The 18,461-nt window shown below is 40.9% G+C and carries 18 protein-coding genes; 12 read left to right on the forward strand and 6 right to left on the reverse strand.

Translation table 11 applies throughout. The features are described 5' to 3' along the window. The first annotated feature begins 64 nt into the window (after positions 1 to 64). From G457_RS0107930 to G457_RS0107940, 3 genes are read left to right on the forward strand one after another with little or no spacing between them, the layout of a single operon-like run. Positions 65 to 1,522 carry a hypothetical protein gene (locus G457_RS0107930; protein WP_026945996.1) on the forward strand — a complete coding sequence of 486 codons (1,458 nt, stop codon included), beginning with the start codon at positions 65 to 67 and terminating at the stop codon, positions 1,520 to 1,522. Beyond that, a complete protein-coding gene (locus G457_RS0107935; protein WP_026945997.1) occupies positions 1,519 to 2,031 on the forward strand; it encodes a YdeI/OmpD-associated family protein in 513 nt (170 codons plus the stop codon). Before G457_RS0107930 ends, G457_RS0107935 begins: the two co-directional genes overlap by 4 nt. Before the next feature lie 6 nt (positions 2,032 to 2,037). Continuing rightward, entirely contained in the window at positions 2,038 to 2,262 is a 225-nt protein-coding gene (locus G457_RS0107940) for a hypothetical protein (protein WP_026945998.1), read from the forward strand. A 30-nt stretch (positions 2,263 to 2,292) separates the two neighbouring features. Here G457_RS0107940 and G457_RS23155 read toward each other — a convergent pair whose 3' ends face one another. After that, positions 2,293 to 2,421, reverse strand: a complete 129-nt coding sequence (locus tag G457_RS23155) for a 30S ribosomal protein THX (protein ID WP_081701399.1) — start codon at positions 2,419 to 2,421, stop codon at positions 2,293 to 2,295. Between the two features lie 120 nt (positions 2,422 to 2,541). Between G457_RS23155 and G457_RS0107950 the strand changes: the two genes are divergently transcribed. Genes G457_RS0107950 through G457_RS0107960 form a run of 3 tightly spaced genes read left to right on the forward strand, consistent with a single transcriptional unit; the run spans position 2,542 to position 4,801 of the window. After that, on the forward strand, positions 2,542 to 3,255 hold the full coding sequence (locus G457_RS0107950; RefSeq protein ID WP_035483411.1) for a LamB/YcsF family protein: 714 nt from the start codon (positions 2,542 to 2,544) through the stop codon (positions 3,253 to 3,255). Beyond that, the gene (gene pxpB, locus G457_RS0107955) at positions 3,249 to 3,941 is read left to right on the forward strand and encodes a 5-oxoprolinase subunit PxpB (protein WP_026946000.1); all 693 of its coding nucleotides are present in this window, start codon (positions 3,249 to 3,251) and stop codon (positions 3,939 to 3,941) included. The genes G457_RS0107950 and pxpB overlap by 7 nt, the downstream gene beginning before the upstream one ends. Next, complete coding sequence (locus G457_RS0107960) at positions 3,938 to 4,801, forward strand: 5-oxoprolinase subunit C family protein (RefSeq protein ID WP_026946001.1); 864 nt, start codon at positions 3,938 to 3,940, stop codon at positions 4,799 to 4,801. The genes pxpB and G457_RS0107960 overlap by 4 nt, the downstream gene beginning before the upstream one ends. Positions 4,802 to 4,816: 15 nt before the next feature. Here the strand turns inward: G457_RS0107960 and G457_RS0107965 are convergent, their stop codons facing one another. From G457_RS0107965 to G457_RS0107980, 4 genes are all read right to left on the reverse strand, one after another. Further along, positions 4,817 to 5,893: a hypothetical protein gene (locus G457_RS0107965; RefSeq protein ID WP_026946002.1), complete on the reverse strand. Its 1,077-nt coding sequence runs from the start codon at positions 5,891 to 5,893 to the stop codon at positions 4,817 to 4,819. 405 nt (positions 5,894 to 6,298) lie between these two features. After that, a complete protein-coding gene (locus G457_RS0107970) occupies positions 6,299 to 6,850 on the reverse strand; it encodes a hypothetical protein (protein WP_026946003.1) in 552 nt (183 codons plus the stop codon). 64 nt (positions 6,851 to 6,914) lie between these two features. Beyond that, the gene (locus G457_RS0107975) at positions 6,915 to 7,577 is read right to left on the reverse strand and encodes a hypothetical protein (protein ID WP_155847106.1); all 663 of its coding nucleotides are present in this window, start codon (positions 7,575 to 7,577) and stop codon (positions 6,915 to 6,917) included. Positions 7,578 to 7,659: 82 nt separating this feature from the next. Further along, entirely contained in the window at positions 7,660 to 8,490 is an 831-nt protein-coding gene (locus G457_RS0107980) for a hypothetical protein (protein ID WP_035483413.1), read from the reverse strand. A 361-nt stretch (positions 8,491 to 8,851) separates the two neighbouring features. Between G457_RS0107980 and G457_RS21210 the strand changes: the two genes are divergently transcribed. The 4 genes from G457_RS21210 (at position 8,852) to G457_RS0108010 (ending at position 14,189) form a co-directional block, all read left to right on the forward strand. Beyond that, positions 8,852 to 10,018 carry a histidine kinase gene (locus G457_RS21210; RefSeq protein ID WP_051260754.1) on the forward strand — a complete coding sequence of 389 codons (1,167 nt, stop codon included), beginning with the start codon at positions 8,852 to 8,854 and terminating at the stop codon, positions 10,016 to 10,018. Continuing rightward, complete coding sequence (locus tag G457_RS22215; RefSeq protein WP_051260755.1) at positions 10,015 to 11,829, forward strand: sensor histidine kinase; 1,815 nt, start codon at positions 10,015 to 10,017, stop codon at positions 11,827 to 11,829. The genes G457_RS21210 and G457_RS22215 overlap by 4 nt, the downstream gene beginning before the upstream one ends. Further along, a complete protein-coding gene (locus G457_RS0108005) occupies positions 11,826 to 12,581 on the forward strand; it encodes a LytR/AlgR family response regulator transcription factor (RefSeq protein ID WP_026946006.1) in 756 nt (251 codons plus the stop codon). The genes G457_RS22215 and G457_RS0108005 overlap by 4 nt, the downstream gene beginning before the upstream one ends. Before the next feature lie 96 nt (positions 12,582 to 12,677). Further along, positions 12,678 to 14,189 (forward strand): DUF4301 family protein, encoded by a 1,512-nt coding sequence (locus tag G457_RS0108010; protein WP_026946007.1) that lies wholly within the window; start codon positions 12,678 to 12,680, stop codon positions 14,187 to 14,189. Positions 14,190 to 14,219: 30 nt separating this feature from the next. Here the strand turns inward: G457_RS0108010 and G457_RS0108015 are convergent, their stop codons facing one another. Beyond that, positions 14,220 to 15,383, reverse strand: coding sequence for a THUMP domain-containing class I SAM-dependent RNA methyltransferase (locus G457_RS0108015; protein WP_026946008.1), 1,164 nt, complete (start codon positions 15,381 to 15,383; stop codon positions 14,220 to 14,222). A gap of 160 nt (positions 15,384 to 15,543) precedes the next feature. Here G457_RS0108015 and G457_RS0108020 point away from each other — a divergent pair, with 160 nt between their 5' ends. Together G457_RS0108020 and G457_RS0108025 are read left to right on the forward strand one after the other, a co-directional pair. Further along, positions 15,544 to 16,929 carry a 3-keto-disaccharide hydrolase gene (locus G457_RS0108020; RefSeq protein ID WP_026946009.1) on the forward strand — a complete coding sequence of 462 codons (1,386 nt, stop codon included), beginning with the start codon at positions 15,544 to 15,546 and terminating at the stop codon, positions 16,927 to 16,929. 12 nt (positions 16,930 to 16,941) lie between these two features. After that, positions 16,942 to 18,291, forward strand: coding sequence for a Gfo/Idh/MocA family protein (locus G457_RS0108025; RefSeq protein ID WP_026946010.1), 1,350 nt, complete (start codon positions 16,942 to 16,944; stop codon positions 18,289 to 18,291). Positions 18,292 to 18,461 lie beyond the last annotated feature (170 nt).

Here is an 18,461-nt window from a genome sequence, read left to right on the forward strand (position 1 = left end):
AGCATCTAAAATGAAGATTTAACTTGTAAGTATTAATTCTTAATTTGATAAAAATAACCGAGCAATGAAACCCTTTCCAATTTTTCTAACCCTATTACTACTTTCTTTCCATTCGATAGCCTTCTGCCAAGAGCCGATCAAACTCTTGCCGGAAAACCCTCACTATTTCGAATACAAGGGAAAACCATTAGCCCTAATTACTTCAGCTGAACATTATGGTGCCTTGGTGAATTTGGATTTTGACTTTGAGAAATACTTGAGGACACTACATCAAGAGGGCATGAACTATACCCGGATTTTTATGGGAAGTTATTTTGAAATAGCTTCTACCAGCTTTGGGATCAAATACAACACGCTAGCACCAGAGAAAAACCGGGTAATCACACCCTGGAATACCGTGGAGCGTGACGGAAGAATTTTGTACGACTGGTCAAGCTATAACCCCACCTATTTTGAGAGATTACATGAGTTTATGAGGCTGGCTGAGGAGCTCGACATCATCGTAGAAGTTACTTTTTTCTCTTCCATTTACACAGATGAACACTGGGAAATCAACCCCCAAAACCCTTTAAACAGAATAGATTCAGCAGCTCCACTTGAGCGAAAACTGGTACACACTACTCGAAACGGATCCTTGCTCGAACTTCAAAAGTCTTATGTCAGCAAGTTGGTGAAAGAACTCAACCCATACCCGAACTTCTTCTTTGAAATCCAAAATGAGCCTTGGTCCGACCGAGGTCGATCCATCCTAAATCTGAAAAATCAATATTCATTAGATGCTGACTGGACAGAAAAAATCGACATTGCAGACTCACTTTCCTTGGCTTGGCAAGATGAAATGGTCAAAACCATTGTAGAATCAGAAAGCGGCCTTCCCAAGAAGCACCTGATCGCCCAGAACTATTCAAACTTCTACGCACCGCTTTCCAAAATATCCGAGCATATTTCCATTCTTAATTTTCACTACAACTGGCCCCAATCTGCCACTATGAATTATCATTGGGATCGGGTAATTGGCTTTGATGAATCAGGGTTTGCCGGAAACTCCGACATGGTTTACCGAAGACAGGCTTGGGCATTTTTATTTTCTGGCGGAGGGCTTTTCAATAATTTAGATTATTCATTTTTCACCAGTAAAGAAGATGGCACACTTGTGAATGAAGCACCTGGAGGTGGTAGTGTGAGTCTTAGAAAGCAGTTGAAAATCCTCCATGACTTCTTCCATTCCTTTGACTTGAAATTCCTCACTCCTGATCAGGATGTGGTAATTGGGTCTCCTGGATTCCTAACCTATGCCATGAAAAATGGAAATCAGGGGTATGGATTCTTTGTGGTCGAGGCAGGAGAACAGTCCAGCTACCTAAAGCTGAATGTACCGCCGGGAACCTATCGAGTGGAACTACTCAATACCCTGACTGGCGAATTGAAGAATATCCGCAGCTTTCAAGTCACAGTCGAAGAGCTGATTTTAACCCTTAAGCTTAATGAAGGCGAGATCGCCGTCAAACTGATAAAAGAGTGAGACAAAAATTCCCCAGCAAACTATCAGCCTTTGACTACAATCATTGGCAGTATCACTTCCCGGTGCCGGATGAGGTAGCTATTTCAATGATTCGTGATGATAACCGGAGAGTATTGGCCTGGTTTGAGGAAGAAGGTCCTTTCCATGTTGCATTGATGAAGGCTAGGGAATATTGGTATATTCTGATAACCAAAAATCTTAGAAAAAAGCTTGGTGTAAAGGAAAGCAACGCCTGCGTCATTACGCTAGAGCAAGATCAGAGCGAGTATGGTCATGAAGTCCCTGAAGAGTTTGAGGTACTTTTGGATCAAGATGAAGAAGGTCAAAAATATTTCAACTCCCTTACTCCAGGAAAGCAGCGATCATTAATCTATTTGGTCACCAAAGTAAAAAATCCAGAAAGTCGAATGAAAAAGTCTTTGGCTATCTTGCATCACCTCAAAGTGGCCGAAGGGAAACTGGACTTCAAACAGCTAAATGAATGGATCAAGCATTACAATAACCTTTAGGAAATCATGAATCAAAAAGCTTTTGAAAAAATCCGAAAAATAGCATTTGATGCCTTGGAGCCAGTTGATCGAGAATCGCTGACTGAGTCTTGGGAAGATGCAGTTGTAAAAGAATCAGAAAATCAATTTTTTGTAACCTTCAAAACATTTGAAGATTTGATCAAGGGACCTCTGACCGTCCTGATTGACAAGAAAACAAAGGAAGTATTGATGATTCAGCCTAGAGGATAAAAAAAGGGGCCGAAGCCCCTGGTACATCAATCATTCATTTTTTTCTAAACCCAATTTCAGGCGCCTCGCTTGGCGATTCGCTTCCTTTTTGGGTCTACTTGCTCCGAAAGTTCCACGATTGATTTTTCCTCGTCTGGATTTCAAATCTCCTCTTCCCATAAGAATTTAGGTTTTTGTTTCACATACGTTAAAATTAAAAAACATAGCCATTCAAGTCAATTTTGAGACAATTGGTAATGTCGAAGGCAAAAATCATTTCTGAATTTCCTAACTTCCCTCATGCAGAAAAGCCTACAAATCAATATCGATTTAGGAGAAGGAGTTCCCCACGAAAAAAAACTGATCCCATACCTCCACGCTGCATCTGTGGCTTGCGGTGGACATTACGGAGATCGAGACAGTATTCGGGAGACGGTATTAGCCTGTGGCGAATTGGAAAAAAAAGTAGGAGCTCATCCCTCCTACCCTGACCGGAAAAATTTCGGCAGAAAATCCTACCGGATGCATCGGATGCAATTGCTGGATACCTTGCTCGAGCAGATCCATTTATTTCAAGAAGTAATTCAAGCTCAGGAAATGGATTTTGACCATATCAAATTTCATGGGGCGCTCTATAATGATGCAGCATCACAGCCAGAACTTGCCAATTGGTTGAGTGAATTTTTATACTCCGAATTTCCGGAGATCCCCGTCTTCGTACCTCCTTTTTCGGAAATGGAGCGAGCTGCAAAATTTGTGGGGCTAAAAACCAGAAAAGAGCTATTTGGAGATCGAGCTTACACGGATCAATTACTCTTACTCCCAAGAACTGAAAAAGGAGCACTTCTAACAAGTTTTGAGGAAATTGAAGCACACATTTCTCCGATGTTAAAAGAGTCAAAAATCCATACCAAAAGCGGCAAAGAGATTAAACTGTCGGCAGAAACGATCTGCTTTCACGGAGACAATCCGGGGATTCTTGATTTTCTTCCCAAAATCTTTAGTAAATGGTAGTCAAAAGACCAGAATTAAGGAAAATCACCCCAAGAATATGGGAATTGTTTTGGGAGGAAGAACCCTCAAGCAGCCTTCGCAACACTAGAATTGGCCTTAAAAAATGGCTGGAGAATCAATACCATTCAAAACTCCTTGAAATCAGACAGGGGTATCAGACTATCAGTATTGTTTGGAAAAATGAAGGTCCGGAGGATTTCTATACTTCACTTCCCAAATGCTTTAACTCAGAAGATTTAAAACCCCAAACTTGGGAAATCCCAGTCTGCTATGGAGGAAAATTCGGAAAGGATTTAGATCAGCTTTGTAAGGAGAAAGCCATTACCAAAGAAAACCTGATTCAGATTCACAGTCAGAGTGAATATGTATTGGAGTTTTATGGCTTTTTGCCGGGATTCATGTATTTATCAGGTCTGCATCCAGATTTGATATCGGCTAGAAAACGCATTCCTGATCGAAAGATTGACGCAGGATCAGTAGCTATTGGAGGGAAGCAAACAGGGATATATCCCCTAGAAAGCCCAGGAGGATGGCATATTATTGGAAAAACTCCAATTCAAATTTTCGACAAAGATCAAAACCCTCCGGTGAATCCGCAACCCGGAGACTTCATTCGATTTTATCCGATATCTGAGGAAGAATTTGATGAATTATCAGCTAGCTCCAAAACTCTAGGACAGTCATGATCAAAGACCCTGCATCTGCCAGCATTTTGAAAACTGGCCCAGGCACCAAAATCAGAGATCTGGGACGGAATGGGATGGCTGAATATGGGATCGCTCAAGCAGGTCCATTGGATCATTTAGCCTATCTATGGGTAAACCATTTACTGAGAAACCACCAAGATGACGCCGTTCTGGAAATCACCCAACCAGGTTTCTCCATTCGATTTGACGCTCCGACTCTGATTTGCCTTGCTGGTGCTAAAGCTCAAGTATTTTTGAATGGGAAGGAAGCTGGCTCATCTGGTCTTATTCCTATTTTGGAAGGGTCAAAGCTAGAAATTGGAAACTTTGAATCAGGCAGTATTCTATACCTCGGAATAAAGTGGGGCTTCCGAAGTCCCTCTTTGCTTGGTTCGAGAAGCTATTTCACAGGAATCAGTGATCAAGATTTTATAAAAAAGGGAGATTTTATCCCCTATTTTACCAATCATGAAACACCTATCATTCAGACATCTAGTCAAGCAAATTGGGACTATAAATACCTCTCGGAATCAACAATAAGAGTGTATGCAGGACCAGAATTTTACCAACTCTCTGAAAGTGAGAAGGAAGAAATTATGGGCCTTGAATTCACCATTTCAACCTTAAAAAACAGCATGGCTATCCAGCTTGAAGAATCTTTTCCTAATCAACTCTCAGAAATATACACCACGCCAGTATACCCGGGAACTGTTCAACTGACACCGGGGGGAAAACTCATTTGCTTGCTAAGCGATGCCCAAGTCACGGGAGGATACCCCCGAATACTCCAGATTCACGAAGATGATATAAGGATTTTGGCACAAAAAAAACCGAATCAAAAGATCCGGTTTTTAATCTAACAATTAACTATTTCATTAACCTCTTGCAGGATCTCTTTCTTGCTGAGCCTCCCACCATTTAGACCAAAGTAGAAGCATCTCAAATTCGAACTTTCTTCGGTTCAGCTGAATAGTAGCCCAATCCATATCACCAGAGGCATCATATTTTTCATTCACTAGACCAAAAATTGAGCCTCCTGCCCCAAAAGCCATGTATGTACCAGCTGATTTACCGAGCTCCAATCCATAAGATCTGCCTACACTCTCAATATTTATCCAATCCTTATGTTCACCATCTGCATTAGCTTGCGGAACATCTGCCTGCTTTTGTACCGCAGGAAGGAGCAATCCTATAATTATTCGCTGATCCAGTTCACCGCTTAGAATATCAAGCTGCTGAGCCAAAGCTGCTGGTTGGGCTTGAGTGCGTGCCAATACGGACAACCAATCAACTAATTTCTCGATATCAGGCTGTTTGATGGGAGGGATACTATCACACCAGGGTCCCTTTCCTTTACAATCATCTCCTGATGTAGTAGAGCTGTTTCCGACAAATTTGAAAATCGGGTATTTTTTGTCTTGTGATTCCCCTTTGTATTTTTTGTCTTGTGATTCCCCTTTAATGTCACCAATTTTTAAAAAACCTGCAAGAGTTGCTAAGGCCTCATCATCATCCTTAAATTTCCCAGCCAAAATATCATATTCTACCTCATGCTCATCTGCTACTAAAGATTGATGATTTCTTCTTGATAGCGGACTTAGGAATCTTCCACTTCGCTGAATGTTATTATCAAAAATCTCAAGAGAAGCCATAATCATTTTTTCCACGAATTGTTCACGACTTCTGCTAGTCTCATATGCTCCCTCCACCTTTTGCAAAGGCAAATAAGACGGAAACATTTGATAGGCATTTTCCATCATTCGATAATTCCTCTTAGCCTTTAGTTCAAGCTTTGGAAAATTAAACCCTCGACGATAATTTTCCCCACCTTCTTCTGAATGAATTTCCTGCTGCTCCAAATCTACAGGTACTGTGTTTTCCTGATTCATCGAATCACATCCTGAGCCGTAAAGTAATGCTCCTACACCGATTGCTAAAATGTACTTTCTCATGTTTTTATTATGTTTGATTGGTTTCGTGTTTTGAAGGGAATTTCCCTTCCGACGATTCAAACTTAGCAGCTGTAATCGATTGATTTTTAGATAATTTCACCTATCATCTCTATGATTTGACAAAAGATATATTTCAATTGATGAGGCAAAAATTCAGTGATAAAGAGATAAATTTTTGGGGCTTTTTACGATTCATCAATTCAAAAGGGCGATCGGTCAATTCTAAGGAGAGAGAGATAAAAAAACTCTCTCGATTTACGAGAGAGTAGCAAAATCAAACCTTTAAGATTCAACAAAATCGCTTAAAGACTTTTCTATTCAAATTTCAAATTCGGCCTTAAAATCGGTGATAAAATGAAATATGATCAAACTTTAGGTAGTTATGGTTTGACTTAAATTAGTAACCTATTTAAATCCGATTCCCAATCCTATACCAAGCCAACCTATATGAAAACCACTACCGCGTAGAATGAGTGGATTCCAATTAAATTGAAACATAAGGCCGGTCTCCTTAGGTTGAAACCTATATCCCATCGTAAAAAACCCCCCGACCAAGCCAAAGCCTTCCTCACGAACAAATTCATAGTCAGTCAATTCACCATCTGAGCTAAAGGTAGCGTATACCGGAAGTATCCCGGCTCCAGTAACAAATGAACTTCTTTTTTTACCAACTAAGTGGTTGAACTCAATTGGAAATGTCACCAAACCAAGATTTATTTCGGTATTTTGATCAAACCCAGTAGTTGATAATCCACCAATGCCTGCTCTAAAACCTATACCATCCATTCTTCCTTTTTTTAGTCTCATATCAAAATTCACTCCCACCAGTAAATGACTTCCCAGAAATTCTGCATATATATTTTTTTGATGAGTGCTGAATGGTGGAATTTCATTCTGACCATAGGATTTACAGCTTATAAGCACAATAAACCCTATTAATACTATTTGTTTAAGCATACTTATTTCTATTTATTTAATGATATCGAATGTTAATTATTTTGTAAACTGATAGGAAACCCTATCACTGTTTTGGAAATGTAAAAGCACTAGATGAAATATTTAATCGCATCCCTGCTCCACCTGCACCGGCCGTCTGTGTCACTGATATAGGGCTATGATAGGAATCAAGAACCCCATTTAACACATGCCCCTGACCCTGTTGAGACACTTCAATTCTCGGGACTATGGATGCTAGTGATCCTTCCCCAATTAGTATCAAATCGATTTGATTTCCCCTCCCCTGCTGGGTGAATGAGCTATAATGACGGGTTTCTGATCGATTTTCAATTTTGGCCACCAGTTGATTTTCATCCCCAGTCTGAAGCGAATAGATATTAGTATTGCTGCCGAAGACTTGTAGATTGGACTCATTGAAATTTCCAATTTGGGTAAGGGTTATCTGATTTTGAATCCCTTCTTGTTTGCTGAAATTAGAATTGGAAAAACCACTTTGACTCATTTGAAGCGTATTTTCCCCTTGCTGTTGAGCCCAGGATATATTTTGATCTCCAACTTGTACCATACGCGCCAGATTCCCTTTTTGGCGAAGAGAGGTGTGACTTTCATCTAGATAAAATGGCTCAATAGTCGCTGTTTGGAGCTCCTGGGCCATTACAACGAACGGAAAAAGGAACAGCCATACCATTCCTATAATCGGACGGAAAATTAAATTAGGATTCTTCATGGTAGTAGAACTTTTCGGGCCTTGTATGATTTAGGCGGAAAAAAACCTGGCCAGTTTTAAATTGGCCAGGCTGTGTGATTTATCAGTTTTGAGTGACTACAGAGACATTTCCGCTTCCTACCACAAATTGAGCTGAGACATGCTGAGTGCCTGTTTGAGATAAAACGGAAAGGTTTCCGTCTCCTAGAATATTGATAGAGCCGACATTGAAATTACCATCTTGATTGACAATCGAGGTATTATCATCACCCTCTTGTCTGACTCCCAAAAGATTACCATTTCCGGTTTGATTGATTTCAAGAGCAATATTTCGATCCCCTACCTGACCTAAGAATGCCCTGTTGGCATTACCAACTTGGTAGGTCTTTGCTCTATTTTCAATTCCTTCCTGGTAGATTTCGGCGAGTCCATTACTTGATAAAAGTTGGTCAACCTCCGCTATATTCAGATTTCCGAATTGTTCGATTTTCAGAGAATTTCCGGAGGAATTTTGACTTCCATATGCTTGGTTACTTATACCATCCTGAAATACATAGCCCTTATTTCCACCATCAAATGAGCGTAGATTGGCGAAATTCTCTCTACCATTCTGGACGATTTCATGAGAACTCACCAATGTACCTTGAGGTGATGCTTGTTTTTGAGAGATGGAAGCATTGTTAAAAGAACCCACCTGACGGATAAATGCCTTAGCATCATTAGAAGGGTTCGCATCCCCACCAAAGTTTCCTTGCTGAACAGCTGCCAAATTGGTTGATCCCTTTTGATCAATCACCGAGGAATTGTCTTTTCCGATTTGATTCACTACCGCACTGTTGTCGGTTCCTGTTTGCATCAATGTAGATGTGTTCTGAGCGAGAGAAAGTGATGCTGATAGTGTAATCACTCCCAAGATTAAAATTGACTTTTTCATTTGTTATAAAGTTTGATTGGTTTCGTTATTTGAAGGGAACTTCCCTTCGGACGATTCAAACATAGTGGGAGGATTTCAATCGATTTGGGCCTTTTTCACACATCCCAAATCTGCCTTGACAGAAATCACATTTCAATTGATTGGTTAAAAAATCAAGCCCAAAAGCTCAGAAATCCAGTCTTTTAAAAAAATATCAAGTCAAAAGCACAAACCGTCAATCAGAAATGGAATTTGATCAATCAAACAGTGCCCTCATTGATTAGAAGACTACTTTTGAAAGTATCTGCTATTTATTAATGGCGTCACATTACCCATTTAATTTTACATTTCTTAAATTCCAGAAGACTTGAATCTCAGGGATATGAAAACAATCCAGCCCAAGGAAATTGAAGAAATCCTTCTCCACTTTTCCAGCTCACTTCACCACCTGATGGAAGAGGAGGATGTGGTATGGGATCTAGTCAAAAATTGTATAGGGATATTGGGATTTGAAGATGCAGTCATTTATTTGGTAGAAGGAAACTATCTAGTCCAAAAAGCCGCAATAGGGCCAAAAAACCCAAATGAAAAGGAGATAATCAACCCACTTAAAATAAAAATAGGAGAAGGGATCACAGGAAAGGTAGCTTCTAAAGGACTTCCCACAATAATAAATGACACAAGAGAAGATAGCGATTACATTCCGGACGACCATTTCAGGCTTTCTGAGATAGCAGTCCCTATCCTTCTGGAAGGAAAAGTAATCGGAGTAATCGATAGTGAAAATTCGGAGGCTAATTTTTTTTCCCAGCAGCATCTCCAGATTTTGACTGCTGTAGCATCCATTTATTCCGGACAAATTGCCAGAATCAGGGCTGAAAAAAAAGCCAAAGAGGAACAACAAATCCGTCTTGAACTACAACGAAAAGGCTACCAGCTACAACTTGAAGCCCTATCTGCACAGTTAAGCCCTCATTTTGTATTTAATTCTCTGAATGCCATTCAAAACCATATTCTGTCAGAGGATAAGAGTACTTCTATTCGTTTTTTGAATATTTTCGGAAAGCTCCTCAGATATTTTTTAAGCCAATTGAAAGAAGAGTTTGCCTGGCTTGGCAAAGAAATCCAAATGGTCAAGTGGTATTTGGAGCTTCAAAAACTCCGATATGGACAAAAAATTACTTATGAGATCAAAGTATCGGAGGGTTTAAATGAGGAAAATCTCAAAATCCCCAGTATAGTCGTACAAAATCTCATAGAAAACCTGCTGGAAGAACAGATCCAAAAAGCTGATGGAGAGATTTCCATCTTTGTGAGGTTTGATCTCTGCGGAGAATTTGTAAAACTACAGGTCAGAATCAATGATTCTACACGTGCAAAAAAAGACAGAAAGAACGGAAACGGGCAAACTGTACTCCCCTGGAATTCAATTATTGACCTGATCAACCAGGTAAATACAGTAGATATTAAGGTAGAAACCAAAGAAGAACCCTGTCTGGATAAGGGGCAGCATTGCAAAATCGTCAACTTAGCACTTCCTATTTTATGAAGCCATTCTTTTTGTTTTTTTTGGCTATTTACCTTCAGACATTTTGTGCTTGGTCCCAGAGCATCTTATTCAATGAAGCTATCAAGCCCGAAATCTATAATTTCGACACTTCTGTCACTCTTTGGGATTTCCTTTATCAAATTGACTCTTTGAATCTAAAACCGTCCCCAGAGGCCGGTATCGCAGACTACCGACATGAGTATTGGTTTACTCTTGATTTTTCAGCCTACTCTGAGGCACTTTCAAAGCAAGATTCGATTTATCTCTACCCAGGCACTTTAGAATTCAGTCAGCTTTACCTGTGGAAACAGAGCCAAATTGACTCCTTGACTTTGACCCGAATCGGTAAAAATGACCTAAAACGGAATGATCTTACTTACACGACTTATGTGGCTATTTCCACCCAAGATTTATTTCCAGATTACAAATTATATCTCAAGGCCAAATTTTACAGAAGGACGCCACTCTTGGATAATAAGGTCTTTTATTTCTCTGATCAGATTTCACACAGAAGCTTTTATGGCTTCATAAGCCCTGCTTCTTTCCGGAGTCAGGTATTAGGATTTTTCTTCTTGGGGGCCGCGGCCGTATTGACAGTTTTTAATCTCATTCTCTTTTTCTACATGAGAGAAAAGCAATACATCTATTATGGCAGTTTTCTTATTCTACAGCTTGTTTACTTTTCCCAAATAAGCCCCTATCTGGCTAATGCCTTTGGCTACAAGCAGTATCACCTCTATTTCTGGTTAGGAACTATCTCTCAGCTGGGCATCAATCTGGTCTACTTGTTATTTATCAGGCATTTCCTCGATTTACCCAGAATAATGCCTCGATTTGATCTTCTTATCAAATGGATAGCAGGAGGGCTGACAGTTTTGATAATGGTCCTTTCAATTATGATCTGGCAAAATCCATATAGTATAATCCAAACACAACTGATGGATTTTCAGCGGTATTTTATGGCCAGTTTTGCATTTGGAGGAGTGATATACCTGTACTTCAAATACCCGGGAAATCTAAAATATTTTGTGATTGCGGGCACTTTGATTTTCACCACAGGAGCATTGATGACTATGTTTTTTCTTGATTTGGATTACATGATAGCCGGTTCGGCGATTGAAAGCACCATTTTTGCCTTGGGGCTGGCCTACAAAATCAAAGTAATCCACCTCGAAAAGCGTGAAGCTGAAAAATCGGCCTTTTCTACCAAAATGGGGGCCCTTCGAGCACAAATAAATCCCCATTTTATCTTCAATAGTTTAAGCTCTATCCAACATCTTATCAGCTCAGGTCAAAAGGAGGCTGCCCTCTCCTATCTGACCAAGTTCAGCAAATTTGTAAGACAAGTTTTGGAAAGTTCCATTGATGTGAATGTCAGTCTTGAAAAAGAAATCGAACTACTCAAGGTATATCTTGACCTAGAATCGCTTCGCTTTGATCATGCATTTTCGTACCAAATCATTACGCCGGACAATACTGATCTGAGCTTTTTCGAAGTGCCTATGCTCATCGTGCAGCCATTCGTGGAGAATGCTTTAAAGCATGGTCTAATGCCCAAACAAACAGGGGAAAGAAAACTCTGGATTCGTTTTATTGAAGAGGAGAACCACTTTCGATGCGAAATAGAGGATAATGGAATCGGAAGAAAAGCATCCGCCAAACTGAGGCCATTGGATCATAGACCATCCAGGGGTATCAGTATCACTGAGGAAAGACTTAAGTTGGTCAATGGAAACTCCAAAAAGACACAAATCCATCTGGAAGATCTAGAAAAAGGAACCAAAGTCATCATCAAATTACCAAAACTATGAACCCTAAAATCACAGCCCTAATCGTAGAGGATGAGTTCCACAGCAGGGAAACTCTGAAGGGATTTCTTAGGGAATATTGTCCTGAAGTCCAACTTGTCGAAGAGGCCACCAATGTAGACGATGCAGTAAATAAAATAGCTGTGCATAGACCTGAGTTGATTTTCTTAGATATTGAACTTCAGACGGGAACTGGATTTGATGTTCTTCAGCGACTAAATCATCTTAATTTTCAGTTGATTTTTACTACGGCCTTCGAGCACTATGCAATCAAAGCTATCAAGTTTAGCTCATTGGACTATCTACTAAAACCCATTGATTTGGAAGAGCTTCAAGCTGCGGTACAAAAAGCAATTGAACGAAAAGAAAGTGAAAACCGACAGGAGCTTATAGAAAATCTTCTTGGCAACCTTACCAATCCACAAAGTGAGCACCTAAAAATTTGCCTTTCTACGGCCGAAGGAGTGGAATTTATCCCCATAAAGGATATTTTGTTTTGCGAAGCAGCTGGCTCTTATACCAAGTTTTTCCTGTCTGGTGGCAAAGAGCTTCTCGTCAGTAAAAATCTCAAAGAATACGAAATAATCCTTCAAAACCAGCATTTTATGCGAACGCATAATAGTTTCTTGATCAATCTACAGGAAGTCAAGAAATACGTTCGATCTGATGGAGGCTACATAATCATGAATGGAGGCAAACAAGCAAATCTTTCGCCAAGCAAAAAAGATGAGTTTCTAAAAAGAATGGGTTTCTAAATTGAAAATTGCATTTTTTGGAAAAAAATTACTGCTTTTTTGAGCAAAGTAAGATAGACTGCTATCTTAAAGGATACTTTTCAAAAACCGAAATTCATGAACACTGAACTAATCGAACTAGTCAAAAAGCAGGGAATGGACCAAGAGACCGTTTCTCAGCAAATCGAAAATTTCAAAACGGGCTTTCCTTTTTTAGAAATCACAGGACCTGCCACTCCCAATAATGGTATTCGAATCATGTCAGATGAAGATTTGGACCATTTTCAGGAAACCTATCCAAAAAAAGCTGCTGAAATCGAAGTTGTCAAATTCGTCCCTGCCTCAGGAGCTGCATCCAGAATGTTCAAGGATCTTTTCGCCTTTTTGGATGGCGACGGTGACATAAGCAAAAGTGGTTTTGTCCAGAAGTTTATGGATAGAATCGAAAAATTCGCCTTCTATCAAGATCTTGACGAAGTCTTAAAAACCAGAGGAACAAGCATTTCAGACTGCTTGGACCGTAAAGATTATAAAGAGATTTTAGCTGCATTACTTAATGATGACGGATTGGGATATGGAAGTCTCCCAAAGGGACTCTTGAAGTTTCATAGCTATGAATCCGGGGCACGCACACCAGCTTTTGAGCACCTGATAGAGGGAAGTCAGTACGCTGTCGGGAAAGGAAAAATCGTAAAAATCCATTTTACTGTCTCTCCTGAACACGAAGAGAAGTTTAGAACTGAGATCGATAGCATTGTTCCACACCTTCAAAAGGAAACGGGCCTTAAGTTCGAGGTCAGCTATTCACAACAGAAAAAGAGCACAGACACCATTGCTGTCACCATGGATAATGAGCCTTTCCTCGAGGAAGATGGGAGTATTCTATTCCGACCTGCAGGACACGGGGCACTGCTCGAAAATCTAAATGACATCGATGCTGATCTAATCTTTATCAAAAATATCGATAACGTGGTGCCTGATCGAATCAAGCAAGCCACGGTAGAGTACAAACAAGCAATCGGTGGGCTCCTGCTGGAAGTACAAGGAAAAGTATTCGAAGCACTGGAAGAACTTGAAACCGAAATATCCCCTGCGGCCATCGATCGGGCAAAGAAAGTTTACGTGGAAGATTTGGGAGGAAAGCTTCCGGCAAGATTTGATGGAATGCCTCGCATGGAGCAGTTTAGTTTTCTCAAGGGAAAGCTGAATCGACCAATCCGAGTTTGTGGTATGGTGAAAAATACCGGAGAGCCCGGAGGAGGACCATTCTGGATAGCCGAAGAAGACGGCTCCCAATCATTGCAAATTTTGGAAACTGCCCAAATCAATTTGGAAGATCCAAACTCCGAACGGCATTTGCAGGCAGCTACTCATTTTAATCCAGTGGATTTGGTTTGCGGAACGAGAAATTACAAGGGTGAAAAATTTGATTTACTTCAGTACCGAGACATGAAGACCGGTTTTATTACGGAGAAATCAAAAAGTGGAAGGGAGCTAAAAGCGCTTGAACTTCCCGGTCTTTGGAACGGCTCGATGGCTGGATGGAATACACTCTTTGTGGAAGTTCCTTTGATCACTTTCAATCCAGTAAAAACCGTCAATGATTTACTTCGAGACGAACATCAATAACAAGAAAACCGGGCTTAACCCCGGTTTTTTTTATTCTTCTTTTTTCCCCTCGTAGAGATCGTATTTTAATAAGCGACAATCTATTGTTCCATTCCAGAATTCAATTCTTCGACTAGCCCGAAGACCTACTTTTTTGGCAAGGCTAAGATTCCCCGTAAAAATGTAGCCTCTGTAACCCGCACACTTTTGTTTTAAAAAATCACCGATTCGGCTGTAGGTTTCTGCCAACTCTTCCTCTTCTCCCAATCGCTCTCCATATTCTGGGTTGAACATGATAACACCTTTGGGCTTTTCGGGGATTTCCGTCTCTGCAAAATCACATACCTGAAAATCAATCAGATGCTCGACCTCGGCCGTTGCGGCATTTTCCTTTGCAAAAGAAATAGCCTGCAGCGAAATGTCCGAAGCTATTATTTTCACTCCTGGATTGTCTATGACCTTATCTCGGAGCTTTTTCATCTTAGCTTGATAAGCTTCCTCAGGATATCCTAAAATACTCATGAAAGCATAATGATCCCGGTAAAGCCCCGGAAAGCGCTTGCATGCCATCAAGGCAGCTTCAATGGCCAAAGTACCTGAGCCGCACATGGGATTGATGAATGGTACGCGTGTATTCCATTCGGTAGCCATGATTGTCGCTGCGGCTAGATCCTCCATCATAGGAGCTTTTCCGGGAATCTTCCTGTAGCCATGTTTGGCAAGGGTATCTCCTGTCGTATTGAGATAAATTTGCGCCTGTGTCCCTTTCCAGTACACTTGAATGACTAAACCTGAAAACTCCGAACCCGAGTCAGGTCTCCTTCCAAATTTCTCTCGAAAACGATCTACAATTGCATCTTTTACTTTGACATTGACAATTAATGGGGTGGTAACTGTGTCATTTTCTACCACCGAATTGACCGAAAAATAGCCATCTACGTCTAGATAATCTTCCCAAGGCAAGGCCTTGATTCTCCGGTAGATATCAGAAGCCTGATGTAGATAAATACTCCGAATCTCAAACAGCACATGAGAAGCAGTACGGAGATGAAGGTTCAAATCCATGCAATCCTCCAGAGAGGCTTTGAGCTCCACTCCAGTTCGGTGCACTTTCTCAGGAAAAAATCCCAACTCACGGATTTCCTTTTCCAAATAGTCAACGGACCGATCCTTACATGTGACAAAAACCGTCCGCCTTTCATTAAAATCTAGCATGCACAAAAGTAGATAATTTGAAATAGAATGCTTCAGAGAGATTTTCCGGGAGTAAAATATCTTTCAAAAATTCGCAATCGATTGCGTAACTTGAGTACGTGTTCATTTGTGCACAAGCCCTGAATTCTTCAATTTAGAATATCAAAAATCACCAAAACACATGATACGAATACGATCAATTTTCACTATCATCCTTGTTCAGTTCTTACTTTTTTCCTGTGCAAAGCAAGAAGAATCAGCAGATGATGGCTGGAGAGAACTTTTCAATGGTCAAGACCTCTCAGGCTGGAAAGCTGTCGCGGGTACCGCTGAATTTTCTGTTGAAAATGGAGAAATCGTAGGTACCGCAGTGGAAGGGTCTCCAAATACTTTTCTGATCACCGAGGAGACATTTGGAGATTTTATTCTTGAGTTGGAATTGAAAGTTGAGCATGTGTCATCCAATTCAGGGATCATGGCTCGAGGACAATTTGATCCTGAGGCTAGAGAAGGAAAGGGGCTGGTATTTGGATACCAAATCGAAGCAGATCCCACCGAAAGAGCTTGGTCAGCGGGAGTTTATGATGAAGCAAGAAGAGGCTGGCTTTACCCTTTGGATCTAAATCCCTCAGCAAAATCTGCATTCAAACTTGGAGAGTACAACAAATACCGAATAGAAGTCATTGGCGATGAAATCAAAACCTGGCTCAATGGACAAGAAGTAGCTTATGTCGTCGATGACACTGATTCAAGGGGCTTTGTCGGCCTGCAGGTACACAGCATCCGAAACCCTGAAGACGCGGGTCGAAAAACATATTTCAGAAACGTTCAAATCAAAACAGAAAACCTCGATCCTAAGCCTTTTGATTCAGAAATTTTTGTGGTGAACAACCGTAAAAACCAATTGACTGATTATGAGATTGCTCAAGGTTGGAGACTTCTCTTCAATGGGCAAAATTCTGAAGGATGGGTTGGTGCTTACAAAGATTCTTTTCCTGATTTTGGCTGGTCTGTTTCGGATGGAGTCTTGACCATTGCAGCATCTGATGGTGGGGAATCTACCAATGCCGGCGATATTGTGACCGAAGAGAAATTCAGCGCTTTTGATTTGGGCTTTGAGTTCAAACTCACCGAAGGTGCCAATAGCGGAGTGAAATATTTTGTCAAACTCTCTGAAAACAATTCCGGCTCAGCTATCGGCCTGGAGTACCAAATTCTGGATGATGAAAAACATCCTGATGCTAAAATGGGAAGAGATGGCAATCGGACTTTAGCTTCCCTTTATGATTTGATCAAAGCAGATAAGCAAAGTCGCTTTGTCAAACCCATTGGGGAATGGAATAAAGGTAGAATCGTAGTATACCCGGATAATCGAGTAGAGCACTTCCTAAATGGAGTCAAGGTAGTGGAATACGTTCGAGGATCTCAAGAATATCGGGATCTAGTCGCTATTTCCAAATATAAAGTTTGGGAAAATTTCGGAGAAGCTACCGAGGGACATATCCTCCTTCAGGACCACGGCGACGAAGTGAGCTTTAAAAACATCAAAATCAAGACCTTAAATTAACCCAGTTAAATTATGAGTAAGCAATCCAGAAGATCTTTCATCAAAAAAAGTACAGCAGCAAGCCTTGGTATTTCAGCCTTGGGAGCTGTAGGCTTTTCAGCAAAATCATACGGAAGAATACTAGGTGCCAATGACAGATTGAATGTTGCTATAGCTGGTCTTGGCAGAAGACTAGGGGCTTTTTATGAACCTATCGCTTTGAAATCATCTAATGTCAATCTTCTCTATCTCTGTGACGTGATGGATAGCCAACTCACAAGAGCTGCGGAAAACTTCTCTAAGCGGATTGACTATCGACCCAAGCAGGAAAAAAGTATCTTAAAAGTATTGGAAGATCCAGATTTGGACGTGTTAATCAATGCTACGCCGGACCATTGGCACGCGCCGGGAACTTGGATTGCTCTGGAGCATGGAAAGCATGTCTATGTCGAAAAGCCTTGCTCTCACAACCCTAGAGAAGGAGAGCTTTTGATCGCTTTACAGAAAAAATATGGCAAGGTGGTTCAAATGGGTAATCAACAAAGATCCGCACCCGAAAGTCGTGAGATCATTCAGGCCATTCATGATGGAGCTATCGGAAAGGCCTACAAGGCAGTCGCTTTTTACAGCAATTCACGAGGTGAGGTAGTCAACCCCTCACCAGCTCCCGTTCCTGAAGGTTTGGACTGGGAAATGTTCCAAGGACCTGCTCCTAGAAAACCGTATACCCATGATACCTGGAACTACAATTGGCACTGGTACGGATGGGACTATGGCACGGCAGAAACTGGCAATAATGCCACTCATGAATTGGATGTGGCGAGATGGGCCTTGCAGGTTAATTATCCGGAGAAAGTAATGGTCGACGCCGCCAAGCTCCACTTCCCAAATGATGGCTGGACCATGTACGATACCATGGAGGCTACTTTCAAATTCTCGGATAATAGCACAATCGTCTGGGATGGAAAAAGCAGAAACGGATACAATACCTATGGCTCGGACAGAGGTACGATTATTTATGGCTCAGAAGGTAGCGTTTTTGTCAATCGAGGAGGCTACAAACACTACGATAGAAGCGGCAAACTGATAAAAGATAGTTCTTCTGCTAGTAATGAAGCTGGCACTGCACTTGGAGGTGGAGGTGATATGAGTACCAGGCATGTGGTCAATTTCTTCAATGCCGTGCGCGGTACAGAAACCCAAAACTCCAATATCGAAGAAGGAGCTGTCAGTACTCTATTATGTCACTTGGCTAATATTTCCTATCGAACCGGCGAGACTCTGGAATGTGATACAAATTCTGGCCGCATCAAAAATTCCAAAAAAGCGATGGAGCTTTGGTCTCGAGAATATGAAAAAGGATGGGAGCCTCCTAAGGTTTAATTTCATTCTTACATGACTAGACAAGTCATTTTTTAATCACAAATAATTCCTCGGATTTAAAGTCTATCTAGGCAATGGCAGCATAGCTAATGCACTTAGATAGACTTTTTAGTTTTTAAATACAATAAACTGAATATCAAATACTTCAATTCGAAATCGATTCCGTAAGA

This window comes from Algoriphagus marincola DSM 16067 (genome assembly GCF_000429405.1).
Lineage (GTDB): Bacteria > Bacteroidota > Bacteroidia > Cytophagales > Cyclobacteriaceae > Algoriphagus > Algoriphagus marincola.

Excerpts from the sequence above, each read along its gene's own strand:
- G457_RS0107930 (WP_026945996.1), top strand. The coding sequence starts at position 65 with ATGAAACCCTTTCCAATTTTTCTAACCCTATTACTACTTTCTTTCCAT.
- G457_RS0107940 (WP_026945998.1), top strand. The coding sequence starts at position 2,038 with ATGAATCAAAAAGCTTTTGAAAAAATCCGAAAAATAGCATTTGATGCC.
- G457_RS23155 (WP_081701399.1), bottom strand. The coding sequence starts at position 2,421 with ATGGGAAGAGGAGATTTGAAATCCAGACGAGGAAAAATCAATCGTGGA.
- G457_RS0107950 (WP_035483411.1), top strand. The coding sequence starts at position 2,542 with ATGCAGAAAAGCCTACAAATCAATATCGATTTAGGAGAAGGAGTTCCC.
- pxpB (WP_026946000.1), top strand. The coding sequence starts at position 3,249 with ATGGTAGTCAAAAGACCAGAATTAAGGAAAATCACCCCAAGAATATGG.
- G457_RS0107960 (WP_026946001.1), top strand. The coding sequence starts at position 3,938 with ATGATCAAAGACCCTGCATCTGCCAGCATTTTGAAAACTGGCCCAGGC.
- G457_RS0107965 (WP_026946002.1), bottom strand. The coding sequence starts at position 5,893 with ATGAGAAAGTACATTTTAGCAATCGGTGTAGGAGCATTACTTTACGGC.
- G457_RS0107970 (WP_026946003.1), bottom strand. The coding sequence starts at position 6,850 with ATGCTTAAACAAATAGTATTAATAGGGTTTATTGTGCTTATAAGCTGT.
- G457_RS0107975 (WP_155847106.1), bottom strand. The coding sequence starts at position 7,577 with ATGAAGAATCCTAATTTAATTTTCCGTCCGATTATAGGAATGGTATGG.
- G457_RS0107980 (WP_035483413.1), bottom strand. The coding sequence starts at position 8,490 with ATGAAAAAGTCAATTTTAATCTTGGGAGTGATTACACTATCAGCATCA.
- G457_RS21210 (WP_051260754.1), top strand. The coding sequence starts at position 8,852 with ATGAAAACAATCCAGCCCAAGGAAATTGAAGAAATCCTTCTCCACTTT.
- G457_RS22215 (WP_051260755.1), top strand. The coding sequence starts at position 10,015 with ATGAAGCCATTCTTTTTGTTTTTTTTGGCTATTTACCTTCAGACATTT.
- G457_RS0108005 (WP_026946006.1), top strand. The coding sequence starts at position 11,826 with ATGAACCCTAAAATCACAGCCCTAATCGTAGAGGATGAGTTCCACAGC.
- G457_RS0108010 (WP_026946007.1), top strand. The coding sequence starts at position 12,678 with ATGAACACTGAACTAATCGAACTAGTCAAAAAGCAGGGAATGGACCAA.
- G457_RS0108015 (WP_026946008.1), bottom strand. The coding sequence starts at position 15,383 with ATGCTAGATTTTAATGAAAGGCGGACGGTTTTTGTCACATGTAAGGAT.
- G457_RS0108020 (WP_026946009.1), top strand. The coding sequence starts at position 15,544 with ATGATACGAATACGATCAATTTTCACTATCATCCTTGTTCAGTTCTTA.
- G457_RS0108025 (WP_026946010.1), top strand. The coding sequence starts at position 16,942 with ATGAGTAAGCAATCCAGAAGATCTTTCATCAAAAAAAGTACAGCAGCA.